The sequence below is a fragment of the Aestuariivirga sp. genome (assembly GCF_020252405.1).
Classification (GTDB): domain Bacteria; phylum Pseudomonadota; class Alphaproteobacteria; order Rhizobiales; family Aestuariivirgaceae; genus Aestuariivirga.
Genome location: NZ_JADCDA010000065.1, coordinates 1 through 12207, shown reverse-complemented (window position 1 = coordinate 12207; position 12207 = coordinate 1). Strand labels below are relative to the sequence as shown.

The following is a 12207-nucleotide window of genomic DNA, read 5'->3' as shown; positions in this document are numbered from 1 at the left end:
GCCTCTTGCGGGGCGGGGACAGGCGAACAACGATCATTCAGGAGAAGCACATGGGACGCGTAGCAGTGGTGACCGGCGGCAGCCGCGGTATCGGAGCGGCGATTTCGAAGGCGCTGAAGGAGGCGGGCTACAAGGTGGCCGCCAATTATGCCGGCAATGACGAGGCCGCCGCCAAGTTCAAGGCCGAAACGGGAATCCCCGTCTACAAGTGGGACGTCTCGAACCACGAGGCCTGTGTGGCGGGTCTGAGCCAGGTCGAGGCCGATCTGGGTCCGGTCGAGGTGCTGGTCAACAATGCCGGCATCACGCGCGACGCCATGTTCCACAAGATGACCGCCCAGCAGTGGAACGAGGTGATCAACACCAACCTCAACTCGCTGTTCAACATGACCCAGCCGGTGTGGGGCGGCATGCGTGACCGGGGCTTCGGCCGCGTCATCTGCATCTCCTCCATCAACGGCCAGAAGGGCCAGATGGGCCAGGCCAATTATTCCGCCGCCAAGGCGGGCGACATCGGCTTCGTCAAGGCGCTGGCCCAGGAAGGCGCGGCCAGGGGCATCACCGTCAACGCCATCTGCCCGGGCTATATCGCCACCGAAATGGTCAAGGCCATCGCCCAGGACGTGCTCGACAAGCGCATCCTGCCGCTGATCCCCGTTGGCCGCCTGGGCGAGCCGGAGGAAATCGCCCGCGCGGCGGTGTTCCTCGCCTCCGACGAGGCGGGCTTCATCACGGGTTCGACGATTTCCGCCAATGGCGGCCAGTACATGGTGTGATGACGGCCCCCGATCGAGCGCCTCCGAAGCCCGCGCTTGACGCGGGCTTCCTCATTTCGGAACAAGGGCCATGGAACTCCGGGGACAGGACCTGACCTGCGAGCGCGGCGGGCGCATCGTCTTCCGCGGGGTGTCGCTCTGCCTGAAGCCCGGCCAGCTGTTGCAGCTGACGGGGCCCAACGGCTCCGGCAAGTCCTCCCTGCTCCGCCTCATCGCCGGATTGAACGAGAGCGAGGCCGGCTCCATTACGCTTGACGGCGGATCGGAAGACTTGAGCCTCGGCCAGCAGGCCCATTACGTGGCGCATCAGGAGCCGGTGAAGGGGGCCTTGAGCGTTTTCGAGAACCTCGCCTTCTGGCGCGACTTTCTCGGCGGCGGCAACGTCGGCGAGGCGCTTGATGCCTTCGATCTGTTGCGGCTCTCGTCCTATCCGGCGGGCCTGCTCTCCGCCGGGCAGAAGCGCCGCCTTGCCCTGGCGCGCATCGTACTCGTGCCGCGCGTGCTGTGGCTCCTCGATGAGCCGACGGTGGGGCTGGACACGTCATCGCTCGCCCGGCTCGCCGGGGTCATGGCGAGGCAGCTCGACGCGGGCGGCATGATCATCGCCGCCACCCATGCGCCGCTCGGCCGCGAGCCCGATCTGCGCCTCGACCTCGGGGCGGCGGCATGAACCTCATCCTTGCCCTCATCAGGCGCGACCTGACGCTCACCCTTCGCCAGGGCGGCGGTGTGGGCGCCGCGCTCGGTTTCTTCCTCTGCGTGGTGGTGCTGCTGCCCATCGGCATCGGGCCGGACCAGGCGCTGCTCGCCCGCATCGCACCCGGCGCCTTGTGGATCGCGCTGCTCCTTTCCGTGCTGCTCTCCGCCGACCGCATCTACCAGCAGGACTATGAGGATGGCTCGCTCGACATCATGACCATGGGGCCTTTGCCCTTCGAGATGGTGGCGCTGGCCAAATCGGTGGCGCACTGGCTGTCGACCAGCCTGCCGCTGGCCATTGCCGCGCCCATCCTCGGTTTCCTCGTCAACCTGGAGCCGGCGGCAATCCTTCCCCTCGCCGTCGCGATGGTGGCGGGCTCCATCGCCCTCTCGCTCATCGCCTCGATCGGCGCCGCCGTCACGGTGGGGTTGCGGCGCGGCGGCTTGCTCGTCTCGATCCTGGTGCTGCCGCTCTACGTGCCGGTGCTGATCTTCGGGCTTTCCGCAAGCCAGCCCAATGCCGCGCCCGGCCTCGCCGCGGCCTCGCTTCTCATTCTCGCGGCCATTGCGCTGGTCAGCCTCGTCGTCTCCCCCCTTGCCTCGGCTGCGGCACTGAGGTCCTATCTCAGGTGACCGGCCTCCAGTAGATAAGCGGCATCATGCAGTTCCTTGCCAATCCCAACCGTTTCCTGAAGATCGCCAATGCGGTGCTGCCCACTGTCTGGGTCATCACCGTGGCGCTCTTCGCCATAGGCCTCCATGGCGCGCTGGTGACCGCGCCAGCCGACTACCAGCAGGGCGAGACGGCGCGCATCATGTATGTCCATGTGCCGGCGGCCTGGATGGCGCTGTTCGTCTACACCGCCGTGGCGCTGGCGAGCGCCGTGGCGGCGATCTTCCGCCACCCGCTGGCGGATGTCGCCGCCAAGACCGCCGCCCCCATCGGCGCGGTGTTCTGCTTCCTGTCGCTCGCCACCGGCTCGCTGTGGGGCAAGCCCATGTGGGGCGCCTGGTGGGTGTGGGACGCGCGGCTGACCTCGATGTTCGTGCTCATGCTGCTCTATATCGGCTACATGGCCGTCTGGGCGGCGATCGAGGAGCCGCACCGGGCGGCAATGGTGGCGCGCGTGGTGGCCCTCGTCGGCTTCATCAACGTCCCGATCGTCAAGTTCTCGGTCGACTGGTGGAACTCGCTGCACCAGCCGGCCAGCGTCTTCCGCATGGACGGCCCGACGATTGCCTGGCCGATGCTGTGGCCGCTGCTCGTCATGGGGCTTGCCTACAGCTTCCTGTTCCTCGGCCTCCAGCTCACCGCAATGCGCGCCGAGATTGCCGCCCGCAAGATCCGCCAGATCCAGATTGCCGAGATCGGAGAGCGCTGATGGATTTCTCCGCCAGCCACGTGGGCTTCGTCATCGCCTCCTATGCGCTGTCCCTTGTCTTCCTCGCAGGCCTCATCATCGCCACGCTGAGGCGTGACCGGAAACTCCGCGCTGAAGCGGAGCGGCTCGATGCCCATCGCGGGAGGGGCCGCTCATGAGCACGCCCGAAGGCCCTGAGAAGCGCTCCCGCCTGTGGCTGGTGATGCTGCCGGTCATCGTCTTCCTGGGTCTCGCCGCGCTGTTCTGGAAGGGCCTGTCAGGCACGCCCAATCAGATCCCATCCGCCCTCATCGACAAGCCGGCGCCGGACTTCGTGCTGAATGCAGTGCCGGGCCTGAACATGCCGGGCTTCGCCGGCGAGGACCTCAGAAAGGGCAAAGTGACAGTGGTGAATGTGTGGGCCTCATGGTGCGCCCCTTGCCGCATCGAGCATCCGCTGCTTACGGACCTCGCCAGGCGGCCGGACATTCAGCTCTTCGGCATGAACTACAAGGATGAACCGCGGAATGCGGTGGAGTTCCTCTCCACCCTCGGCCAGCCCTTCGCCGCCGTGGGCATGGACCGCGACGGCCGCACCGCCATCGACTTCGGCGTCTATGGCGTGCCCGAAACCTTCATCATCGATGGCCAGGGCATGATCCGCTACAAGCACATCGGCCCGCTCACCGCGGAGGCGATCGCCGGGGAATTGGCGCGCGAGATCGAAAAAGCCAGGACGCCGCTGCCGGCGAACGGTTCGTAAGCCTGGCGAAAAGCTTGAGCATGATCTTATCGCGAAAGCGGTTCCACTTTTGCGGACGAGCTCTGGAAAATCAGGCCCGCTTGCGGGTCTTGATCTTGCGGACGGGCTTGGCCGGTTCCTTTTCCTCGATGCGGTCCATCTCGGCGGCCAGCACGGCCAGATTGTCGATGAAGGACTTGCGGTCCGGCGACGGGATGAGGGAGAGCAGCTGCTTGTCGACCTCGTCGGCGCCCGGCTGGGCCATCTTCAGCATCTTCTTGCCCACCGTGGTGATGCGGATGGCGTTGGTGCGGCCATCGTCCCTGGTGCGCTTCCTCTGGAGGTAGCCTTGCGCCAGCAGCCGGGCCACGAGATCGGCCAGCGTCGAACGGTCGATGCCGGTGAGCTTCACGAGCTCGGTCTGGCTCTTGCCGTCATTGGCGTCGACGGCCAAGAGCACCGTGAACTGACGGTGCGTGAGTCCGGACTTGCCGACCTCGCCCATATAAATGAGGTTGGAATACTGCGCCGCCCGTTTCAACAGGTGGGATGGCGAACGCGAGAACTGCCTCACGTCCCTGGTTGTTGTCATGCGCCCCGTCTCCTGCCCCGCGCGCTGCAAGGTCACTGCCTGCGGCTTCGCGAAAAACTCTGCGCCATCTCTGGCCTGACCGATGCTCAACAGCGTGGCCCCCCCAAGCGAAGCCGCGAAGAAATAGCGGCTGGGATTTTGCGCTGCAAGCAAAAAGCGGCGTGAAAAAATCCGTGAATGCCCTTTGCCCAAAAATGAGTTAAGATGATCCGCACACAGATTTCAACACTTGACAAGCGATGACCATTCAGACTCAGAACCCCGGTTTCCGCCGTGAAATTCCCGCTGGCGACAGCCGCGAACGGGACGTTTGCGCTGCCCGCGGCTTCGTCAATGACGTGAAAGGGAAGACCGTCACAGGGTGCATCGTGCGGCCTGAGGGCAAGATCATGCTCAAGCATATATTTATATCCGGCGCATGATCCGATCAGGCGGTTCCGCCTGAACGGAACATGCGCCAGGCCGAGAGCGGCCTAACCGTCCTCTCCCGCTGAAGCGGGAGACGACGAAGGCTGTTGGGCCGTCTCGTCCTCGATCATGTGCTTCGTCATGAAGGGCGCATTGGCGATGGCGAAGACCAGGGTGATCGGCAGCAGGCCGAAGACCTTGAAGTTCACCCACTGGTCGGTGGTGAGGTTGCGCCAGACCACCTCGTTCAGCGCGGCGAGGAACAGAAAGAACAGGCCCCAGCGGATCGACAGCGTCCGCCAGGCGGCTTCCGGGAGCTTCACCGCCTCGCCCATGATCAGCTTCAGGTAACTCCGCCCGAAGGCCACCCCGCCCAGCAGGACGGCTCCGAACAGCGCGTTGATGAGCGTCACCTTCACCTTGATGAAGAGCTCGCTGTGCAGCCACAAAGTGAGGGCGCCGAAAAGGGCGACGAAGAGGGCGGAGACCAGCGGCACCATGGCGAGCTTGCGGGTGAGCACCCAGGACGCTGTCAGCGCGATGGCGGTGGCCAGCATGAAAATGCCCGTGCCCCAGAAAATGCCGGCCTTCCAGTTGGCGATGAAGAAACAGACGAGCGGGCCCATCTCGATCAAGAGCTTGGTGCCCTGCCCCAGCTTCGGGGCGGATGTGAAGCTGCTCATCTCTCCTCCAGTCCGGCGATCGCCTTGGCGAAGCCCTCGGCGTCGAAGGGTTGCAGATCTTCGATCTTTTCGCCCACGCCGACCGCATGGACGGGGATTCTGAATTTTTCCGCGATGGCGGCGAGGATGCCGCCCCGCGCCGTGCCGTCCAGCTTGGTCATGATCAGCCCGGTGACGCCCGCCACCCTGGTGAAGATTTCAGCCTGGGCCATGGCGTTCTGGCCCGTCGTGGCATCAAGCACGAGAAGCACAGCATGGGGGGCTGACCCGTCCTGCTTCTTGATGACACGCACGATCTTGTCGAGCTCGTCCATCAGATATTGCTTGTTCTGCAGGCGGCCCGCCGTGTCGATGAACAGGATGTCGGCGCCGTCAGCCTTTGCCTCGGCGATGGCGTCGAAGGCAAGCCCCGAGGCATCCGCCCCGGCGGGGCGCGACATGACCCTGGCGCCGATGCGGGAGCCCCAAACATTGAGCTGCTCAATGGCCGCGGCGCGGAACGTGTCGCAGGCGGCGAACATCACCTTGTGGCCCTCGCGCCTGGCAATCGACCCAAGCTTGCCGATGGTCGTGGTCTTGCCCGCGCCATTGACGCCGACGACGAGAATGATGAAGGGCTTCTGCGCCGCACTGAAGCTGAAGGGCGCTTCGACCGGCTTCAAAACCTTGGCCAGCTCGGAGGCGAGGACTCGCCTCACCTCCTCCGGGTCGATTTCCTTGTCATAGCGGCCGGACGACACTTGCCTGACGATGCGCTCCGCCATGGGCAGCCCAAGGTCGGCCTGCAGCAGCACGTCCTCCAAATCCTGCAGCATCGCCTTGTCGAGCTTCTTCTTGGTGAAGATCGAGGCGATGGACCCGGAGATCGAGCGCGAGGACTTGGACAGGCCTTCCGAGAGGCGCGAGAACCAGCCGCCGCGGCGTTCGGGTCCGGCTGCGGGCGGCTCTTCCGCAACGGGCGTGGTCTCAGCCGCAATCTCTGAAACGGTGTCCCCGGCAAGGGGCGGCGCCTGCTCCTGTTGCGGCGCGGAACGGTTGAACAGCTTCCGGAAAAAACTCATGCGGCGGGCCTGGCCTCGAGATGGGTTCGGCCGCGCCCGGTGACCTGGGCGGTGACGATGGCGCCGGGCGCCATGCGGCTGGCAAATTTCACCGGCGCGAAATGCTCGGTGCGGCCCATGGCTTCGGTTTCGACGAGAACCTGGCGGATCGCGCCGATCTCGGAGGCGAGGAACCGGTCGAGCCGCTGCTCGCCCTTCTGGCGCAGAAGCGCCGCGCGTTCCTTGATGATGCGCTTCTCGAGCTGCGGCATGCGCGCGGCTGGCGTGCCGGGGCGCGGAGAGAAGGGGAAGACGTGCAGATAGGTGAGGCCGCAGTCATCGATGATGCGGAGCGAGTTCCCGAACATATCCTCCGTCTCGGTGGGGAAGCCCGCGATGATGTCGGCCCCGAAGACGATGCCGGGGCGCCGCGCGCGGAGCGCCGCGCAGAAACCGGTCGAGTCCTCGCGCGCGTGGCGGCGCTTCATGCGCTTCAGGATCATGTTGTCGCCCGACTGCAGCGAGAGGTGGATGTGCGGCATCACCCGTTCCTCGCCCGCGATCACGTCCATCAGCTCCGGGTCGGCCTCGATCATGTCGATGGAGGAGAGCCGCAGGCGCCTCAGCTCCGGCACGGTCTTCAGAATGCGGTTCGCGAGATGTCCGAGTTTCGGGGCACCCTCGAGGTCCGCCCCCCATGAGGTGAGGTCCACACCCGTCAGCACCACTTCGCAATAGCCTGACGCGGCGAGGCGGCGCACTTGCTCCACCACATCGCCCGCCTGCAGCGAGCGCGAGTTGCCGCGGCCGAACGGGATGATGCAGAAGGTGCATCGGTGGTCGCAGCCGTTCTGCACCTGCACGAAGGCGCGGGTGCGCTCCTTCAGGCCGTCGATGAGGTGCGGCGTCGCGGTCTTGACGTCCATGATGCCGGACACGGAGACCCGCGCATTCGCCCCATGCCGCCAGCTTGCCGCCTTGAGCTTCTCCTCGTTGCCCAGCACGCGGGAGACTTCGGGCATCCTGGCGAACATGTCCGGATCGGTCTGTGCGGCGCAGCCCGTGACGATGATCTCGGCTTGCGGATTCCCGGCCTTGGCCTTGCGGATTGCCTGGCGCGCCTGGCGGGCCGCCTCCGCCGTCACCGCACAGGTGTTGAACACGATGGCGTTGGATTTGCCCGCGGCCGCGGCATGGTTCCGCATCACCTCGGTCTCATAGGTGTTGAGGCGGCAGCCGAAGGTGACGAATTCGGTCTCGCTCATCTCACACCGCCAGATGCCGCGGAAGATCGCCTTCGAATTCATAAGCCACCGGGCCGGTCATGATCACGTGCCCGTCGCGCCCGCGGATCGCCATGGACAGGTCGCCGCCCGGCAGCGTGATGGTGGCCTTCGGGTCGAGGCGCTTCAGACGATGGCCCGCCGCCATCACCGCGCAGGCCGCGGTGCCGCAGGCCTTGGTGAGGCCGACGCCGCGCTCCCACACCTTGATGACGGCGTGGGCGCGGTCATCGATGCGGGCCAGCGTGATGTTGGCGCGCTTTGGAAACAGCGGGTGGTGTTCCAGCATCGGCCCGACCTTGGCAAGGTCGACGACGTCGAGGTCCCTGACCCAGAAAATGCAGTGCGGGTTGCCGACGTTCACCACCGAGGGCCGGTCGATGAGCGGCGCGTCAACCGGGCCGACGTGAAGATCGATGTAGCGCGTGTCGTGGAACTTCTCCGACAGGGGAATGTCCTGCCAGTCGAAGCGGGGTGCGCCCATGTCGACCGTGACGAGGCGCTCGCCGCCCTTCTCGGCGATGAGGAAGCCGCCCTTCGTGTCGATGGTGGCGCGGGTGGACTTCTTCTCGTCGAACAGAATATCGGCGATGCAGCGCGTGGCATTGCCACAAGCTTCGACCTCGAAGCCCTCATTGTTCCAGATGCGCATGGTGACGTCGGCCTTCCCGGAAGGCTCGAGCACGATCAACTGGTCGCAACCGATGCCGGTTATGCGGTCGGCGATGGCGCGGGCCTTCTTCTCGTCCATGGCAATCGCATGCTGGCGCGCGTCGAAAACGACAAAGTCGTTTCCGAGCCCGTTCATCTTGCGGAAATGGAGGGGCGAGGCTTCTGGCATGGGGGCCTTATATGGGAAAAGCCTTGCGGATTGCTAGACCGCCGATAGGTGGTAGCTTGCGGCAGAATTGCGGAGGCAAGAATGGCGAAACGGGATTTCACGAGCGAACTGGTGGGCTCCTTTTCGGAGGGCTCGAACGGCAACCCCACCGTGGCCATGATCGAGGCGGCCTTCCGCCACCACGGCCTCAACTGGCGCTACATCAACTGCGAGGTGCCGCCGGACAAGCTGGCGGATGCCGTGAAGGGGGCGCGCGCCATGGGCTGGCGCGGCTTCAACCTGTCGATCCCGCACAAGGTGGCGGTCATCCAGCACCTCGACGGGCTGGGCGAGAGCGCGGCCATCATGGGGGCCGTCAACTGCGCCGTGAACCGGGAGGGCAAACTCATCGGCGAGAACACCGACGGCAAGGGCTTCCTCAAATCGCTGATGGAGGTGGTGGACCCGAGGGGCAAGTCCATCGTCATGTTCGGGGCAGGCGGTGCGGCGCGCGCCATCGGCGTCGAGCTGGCGCTCGCCGGCGCCCGCTCCCTCACCATTGTCAACCGCTCCGCCACGCGCGCTGAGCCACTCGTCAAACTATTGAACGAAAAAACGAAAACTCCCACCGAGCTGGTGGTTTGGCCGGCCACCTGCCGGGTGCCCGACGGCACCGGCATCGTGGTCAACGCCACCTCCATCGGCCTGGGCAATGGCGACCAGCCGCTCGACGTTGACCTTTCCACCTTCAGGCCCGGCATGGTGGTGGCGGACGTCATCGTCGACCCGCCGGACACCCGCTTCCTGCGCGACGCCAAGGCGCAAGGCTGCACGGTGATCGACGGTCTGGGCATGCTGATCAACCAAGGGGTGATCGGGGTGAAGTACTGGACCGGCATCGACGCCGACCCGGCGGCGATGCGGAAGGAACTGGAGGCAATTTTCGCCTCTTAGGCGGCTTCACCATCCAGCGCCGTCACCCCGGCGAAAGCCTGGATGGCGGAAAGAGGGGGCCGCATCCAGCCCGCCGCCGGTGCCTCACCCCCCCCTGGAAATTTGACTCCTTGCCCCGTTTCCCCTATGTCCGCGCCATCACACGGCGGCTTGAACGTCTTCAGGCGGTTTCACACATGGGGTCTGACATTCCCGGGGGGTGAGGCGGCCAACATCCGGCAGCGAGATTCGCTCCCGGGTGCATCATCCGTTTGCGCCGAGGGGAATGGAACATGTTTGACACCTTAAGCGACCGACTGTCGGGCATTCTGGACAAGATCACCGGGCGCGGCGCCCTGTCCGAGGCCGATGTCGAGGAGTCGCTGCGCGAAGTGCGCCGGGCGCTGCTCGAAGCCGACGTGGCGCTTGAGGTGGTCAAGACCTTCACCGACAAGGTGCGCGAGAAGGCTGTCGGCGCCGAGATCGTCAAATCGGTCAAGCCCGGCCAGATGGTGGTCAAGATCGTCCATGATGCAATGGTCGAGACGCTGGGCGGCGGCGAAGCCTCCGCCCTCAATCTCCGCGCCTCGCCGCCCGTCGCCATCCTCATGGTGGGCCTGCAGGGCTCGGGCAAGACCACGACCACCGCGAAGATCGCCAGGCGCCTGACGGAGCGCGACAAGCGCCGCGTGCTGATGGCCTCGCTCGACACGCGAAGGCCCGCCGCACAGGAACAGCTCGCCATTCTCGGCCGCCAGGTGAAGGTCGACACGCTTGCCATCGTCCCCGGCCAGCAGCCCATCGAAATTGCGAGGCGCGCCATGTCGGAAGCCCGCAAGGGCGGCTATGACGTGGTGATGCTCGACACCGCGGGCCGCCTTGCCATCGACGGGGAACTGCTCGCCGAGGCCGCAAGCGTCCGTGACATTGTGAAGCCCAACGAAACGCTGCTCGTGGCCGATGCCCTCACCGGCCAGGATGCCGTGAACCTCGCGCGCAGCTTCGATGAGAAGATCGGCATTTCCGGCATTGTGCTGACCAGGATCGACGGCGATGGCCGCGGCGGTGCGGCCCTCTCCATGCGCCAGGTGACGGGCAAGCCCATCAAGCTGATGGGCACGGGCGAAAAGCTCGATGGCCTTGAGGACTTCCACCCCGAGCGCATCGCCGGCCGCATCCTCGGCATGGGCGACGTCGTGTCCCTCGTCGAGAAGGCGGCTCTCAACATCGACCAGGCAAAGGCCCAGAAGATCGCCGAGCGCATGAAGAAGGGCGCTTTCGATCTCGACGACCTGGCCGACCAGCTGAAGCAGCTGCAGAAGCTCGGCGGCATGGGCGGCGTCATGAACATGCTGCCCGGCATGGGCAAGGTCAAGAAACAGATGGAAGGCCTCGACCTCGACAACAAGGTGCTGAAGCGGCAGATGGCGATCATCGGCTCGATGACGACTTACGAGCGCAGGAACCCCAAGGTGATGGACGCCAGGCGCAAGAAGCGCGTGGCGGCGGGTTCGGGCACCAAAGTCGAGGAAATCAACCGGCTCCTCAAGATGCACATCCAGATGGCTTCCATGATGAAGCAGATGGGCCAGGGCAAGGGCCTGTTTGGCAAGATGATGGGCAAGGGCGCGCCCGATGCCGCCGAACTCGAGAAGATGCAGGCAGAACTTGCGGGGCTGGACCCCAATGCGCTGCCGGAGGATTTGAAGGACATGATGAAGGGCGGCTCGCTGCCCTCCATGCCGGGTCTCCCGGGCTTGGGCGGCGGCAAGCTCCCCGGCCTCGGCGGATTGCCGGGTCTGGGCGGCGGATCGCCCTTCAGGGGATTGCCGGGGCTGGGGAAGAAGAAGTGATCCCCACCATCGAATCCTCCCGGCTGCTGCTGCGCGCGTGGCGCGAGTCGGACTTTGAGGCCTATGCGGCCTTCCGGGCGGACCCCGAGGCCTGCCGCCATATCGGCGTGCTGTCACGCGGTGACGCATGGCGGGCCATGGCATTCTGTGCCGGCCACTGGAACCTGCTTGGGTTCGGTTTTTGGTCGCTCGAACTGAAAACCACGGGCGAGAATGTGGGGTACTGCGGTCCTTACTTTCCAAAGGAGTGGCCCGAGCCGGAGATCGGCTGGGGAATCTTCCGCCCGCACCAGGGCAGAGGCTATGCGACGGAAGCTGCAGCGCGATCGCTTCTCCATGCTTATGAAGTTCTGGGGTGGAAGACCGCGATCAGCCTCGTTGCGAATTCCAATGCGGCATCAATCGCCGTTGCCGAGAGATTGGGCGCAAGACCGGAAGCGCCTTACGAATACCGCGGGGAAACCTGCACCATTTACCGGCACCTGAACCATGACGACTTTCAACTGCATTCCAAGGAGAAGATGAGATGGCAGTGAAGATGAGGCTCGCGCGTGCGGGCTCGAAGAAGCGCCCCTATTACCACATCGTGATTGCCGACGCGGCGGCGCCCCGCGACGGCAAGTTCATCGACGTGGTCGGCGCCTTCAACCCGATGCTGAAGAAGGACGACGCCAACCGCGTGAAGCTCGACGCCGAGAAGGCCGCGGCCTGGCTGAAGAAGGGCGCGCAAGCGACCGACCGCGTGCTGCGCTTCCTCGACAAGGCAGGCCTCGCCAAGCGCGACGCCCGCAACAACCCGCAGAAGGCCCAGCCCGGCAAGAAGCGCCAGGAGCGCGAGAAGGCCGCCGCCGCCGCGGCGGCTGCCGCCAACGGCTAAGCTTGTCTTATGACAATTGCGTTCGAAAGTGCGAAAAGAGATCCGCTGGACGGGAGTTATAACTCCCGTCCAGCGGCGAGGGACGGATCGTGATTTTGCTGGCCGTTTGACGGGCCGAGTTAGAGTAGGATCGCCCTCGT

At 65.3% G+C, this 12207-nt stretch carries 16 protein-coding genes; 11 read left to right on the top strand and 5 right to left on the bottom strand.

Translation table 11 applies throughout. The annotated features are described in order from the left end of the window. Positions 1-50: 50 nt before the first annotated feature. The 6 genes from phbB to IOC69_RS10065 all read left to right on the top strand — a co-directional run bounded on the left by phbB (position 51) and on the right by IOC69_RS10065 (position 3599). Positions 51-776: an acetoacetyl-CoA reductase gene (gene phbB / locus IOC69_RS10090; protein ID WP_290543422.1), complete on the top strand. Its 726-nt coding sequence runs from the start codon at positions 51-53 to the stop codon at positions 774-776. A 70-nt stretch (positions 777-846) separates the two neighbouring features. Further along, positions 847-1446, top strand: coding sequence for a heme ABC exporter ATP-binding protein CcmA (gene ccmA / locus IOC69_RS10085; protein ID WP_290543421.1), 600 nt, complete (start codon positions 847-849; stop codon positions 1444-1446). Beyond that, positions 1443-2108, top strand: coding sequence for a heme exporter protein CcmB (gene ccmB / locus IOC69_RS10080; protein ID WP_290543420.1), 666 nt, complete (start codon positions 1443-1445; stop codon positions 2106-2108). Before ccmA ends, ccmB begins: the two co-directional genes overlap by 4 nt. 26 nt (positions 2109-2134) lie before the next feature. Further along, positions 2135-2857: a heme ABC transporter permease gene (locus IOC69_RS10075; RefSeq protein WP_290543419.1), complete on the top strand. Its 723-nt coding sequence runs from the start codon at positions 2135-2137 to the stop codon at positions 2855-2857. Further along, positions 2857-3015 (top strand): heme exporter protein CcmD, encoded by a 159-nt coding sequence (gene ccmD, locus IOC69_RS10070; RefSeq protein WP_290543418.1) that lies wholly within the window; start codon positions 2857-2859, stop codon positions 3013-3015. The genes IOC69_RS10075 and ccmD overlap by 1 nt, the downstream gene beginning before the upstream one ends. After that, the gene (locus IOC69_RS10065; RefSeq protein ID WP_290543417.1) at positions 3012-3599 is read left to right on the top strand and encodes a DsbE family thiol:disulfide interchange protein; all 588 of its coding nucleotides are present in this window, start codon (positions 3012-3014) and stop codon (positions 3597-3599) included. Before ccmD ends, IOC69_RS10065 begins: the two co-directional genes overlap by 4 nt. Positions 3600-3669: 70 nt before the next feature. Here IOC69_RS10065 and IOC69_RS10060 read toward each other — a convergent pair whose 3' ends face one another. Further along, on the bottom strand, positions 3670-4170 hold the full coding sequence (locus IOC69_RS10060) for a MarR family winged helix-turn-helix transcriptional regulator (protein ID WP_290543416.1): 501 nt from the start codon (positions 4168-4170) through the stop codon (positions 3670-3672). 239 nt (positions 4171-4409) lie between these two features. On the opposite strand from IOC69_RS10060, the gene IOC69_RS10055 reads away from it, so the two are divergent. Then, positions 4410-4592, top strand: a complete 183-nt coding sequence (locus IOC69_RS10055) for a zinc ribbon domain-containing protein (RefSeq protein WP_290543415.1) — start codon at positions 4410-4412, stop codon at positions 4590-4592. Between the two features lie 51 nt (positions 4593-4643). On the opposite strand, the gene IOC69_RS10050 is transcribed toward IOC69_RS10055, so the two are convergent. From IOC69_RS10050 to dapF, 4 genes are read right to left on the bottom strand one after another with little or no spacing between them, the layout of a single operon-like run. Beyond that, positions 4644-5261, bottom strand: coding sequence for a septation protein A (locus IOC69_RS10050; protein WP_290543414.1), 618 nt, complete (start codon positions 5259-5261; stop codon positions 4644-4646). Beyond that, positions 5258-6322 (bottom strand): signal recognition particle-docking protein FtsY, encoded by a 1065-nt coding sequence (ftsY, locus tag IOC69_RS10045; RefSeq protein WP_290543413.1) that lies wholly within the window; start codon positions 6320-6322, stop codon positions 5258-5260. Before ftsY ends, IOC69_RS10050 begins: the two co-directional genes overlap by 4 nt. Next, positions 6319-7566, bottom strand: a complete 1248-nt coding sequence (gene mtaB / locus IOC69_RS10040; protein WP_290543412.1) for a tRNA (N(6)-L-threonylcarbamoyladenosine(37)-C(2))-methylthiotransferase MtaB — start codon at positions 7564-7566, stop codon at positions 6319-6321. The genes ftsY and mtaB overlap by 4 nt, the downstream gene beginning before the upstream one ends. A 1-nt stretch (position 7567) precedes the next feature. Continuing rightward, a complete protein-coding gene (dapF, locus tag IOC69_RS10035) occupies positions 7568-8425 on the bottom strand; it encodes a diaminopimelate epimerase (RefSeq protein WP_290543411.1) in 858 nt (285 codons plus the stop codon). Between the two features lie 81 nt (positions 8426-8506). On the opposite strand from dapF, the gene aroE reads away from it, so the two are divergent. The 4 genes from aroE (at position 8507) to rpsP (ending at position 12067) form a co-directional block, all read left to right on the top strand. Further along, complete coding sequence (gene aroE, locus IOC69_RS10030) at positions 8507-9358, top strand: shikimate dehydrogenase (protein WP_290543410.1); 852 nt, start codon at positions 8507-8509, stop codon at positions 9356-9358. Positions 9359-9630: 272 nt separating this feature from the next. Next, positions 9631-11190 (top strand): signal recognition particle protein, encoded by a 1560-nt coding sequence (gene ffh / locus IOC69_RS10025; protein ID WP_290543409.1) that lies wholly within the window; start codon positions 9631-9633, stop codon positions 11188-11190. After that, on the top strand, positions 11187-11726 hold the full coding sequence (locus IOC69_RS10020; RefSeq protein ID WP_290543408.1) for a GNAT family N-acetyltransferase: 540 nt from the start codon (positions 11187-11189) through the stop codon (positions 11724-11726). The genes ffh and IOC69_RS10020 overlap by 4 nt, the downstream gene beginning before the upstream one ends. Continuing rightward, positions 11717-12067, top strand: coding sequence for a 30S ribosomal protein S16 (gene rpsP / locus IOC69_RS10015; RefSeq protein ID WP_290543407.1), 351 nt, complete (start codon positions 11717-11719; stop codon positions 12065-12067). The genes IOC69_RS10020 and rpsP overlap by 10 nt, the downstream gene beginning before the upstream one ends. Positions 12068-12207 lie beyond the last annotated feature (140 nt).

Excerpts from the sequence above, each read along its gene's own strand:
- phbB (WP_290543422.1), top strand. The coding sequence starts at position 51 with ATGGGACGCGTAGCAGTGGTGACCGGCGGCAGCCGCGGTATCGGAGCG.
- ccmA (WP_290543421.1), top strand. The coding sequence starts at position 847 with ATGGAACTCCGGGGACAGGACCTGACCTGCGAGCGCGGCGGGCGCATC.
- ccmB (WP_290543420.1), top strand. The coding sequence starts at position 1,443 with ATGAACCTCATCCTTGCCCTCATCAGGCGCGACCTGACGCTCACCCTT.
- IOC69_RS10075 (WP_290543419.1), top strand. The coding sequence starts at position 2,135 with ATGCAGTTCCTTGCCAATCCCAACCGTTTCCTGAAGATCGCCAATGCG.
- ccmD (WP_290543418.1), top strand. The coding sequence starts at position 2,857 with ATGGATTTCTCCGCCAGCCACGTGGGCTTCGTCATCGCCTCCTATGCG.
- IOC69_RS10065 (WP_290543417.1), top strand. The coding sequence starts at position 3,012 with ATGAGCACGCCCGAAGGCCCTGAGAAGCGCTCCCGCCTGTGGCTGGTG.
- IOC69_RS10060 (WP_290543416.1), bottom strand. The coding sequence starts at position 4,170 with ATGACAACAACCAGGGACGTGAGGCAGTTCTCGCGTTCGCCATCCCAC.
- IOC69_RS10055 (WP_290543415.1), top strand. The coding sequence starts at position 4,410 with ATGACCATTCAGACTCAGAACCCCGGTTTCCGCCGTGAAATTCCCGCT.
- IOC69_RS10050 (WP_290543414.1), bottom strand. The coding sequence starts at position 5,261 with ATGAGCAGCTTCACATCCGCCCCGAAGCTGGGGCAGGGCACCAAGCTC.
- ftsY (WP_290543413.1), bottom strand. The coding sequence starts at position 6,322 with ATGAGTTTTTTCCGGAAGCTGTTCAACCGTTCCGCGCCGCAACAGGAG.
- mtaB (WP_290543412.1), bottom strand. The coding sequence starts at position 7,566 with ATGAGCGAGACCGAATTCGTCACCTTCGGCTGCCGCCTCAACACCTAT.
- dapF (WP_290543411.1), bottom strand. The coding sequence starts at position 8,425 with ATGCCAGAAGCCTCGCCCCTCCATTTCCGCAAGATGAACGGGCTCGGA.
- aroE (WP_290543410.1), top strand. The coding sequence starts at position 8,507 with ATGGCGAAACGGGATTTCACGAGCGAACTGGTGGGCTCCTTTTCGGAG.
- ffh (WP_290543409.1), top strand. The coding sequence starts at position 9,631 with ATGTTTGACACCTTAAGCGACCGACTGTCGGGCATTCTGGACAAGATC.
- rpsP (WP_290543407.1), top strand. The coding sequence starts at position 11,717 with ATGGCAGTGAAGATGAGGCTCGCGCGTGCGGGCTCGAAGAAGCGCCCC.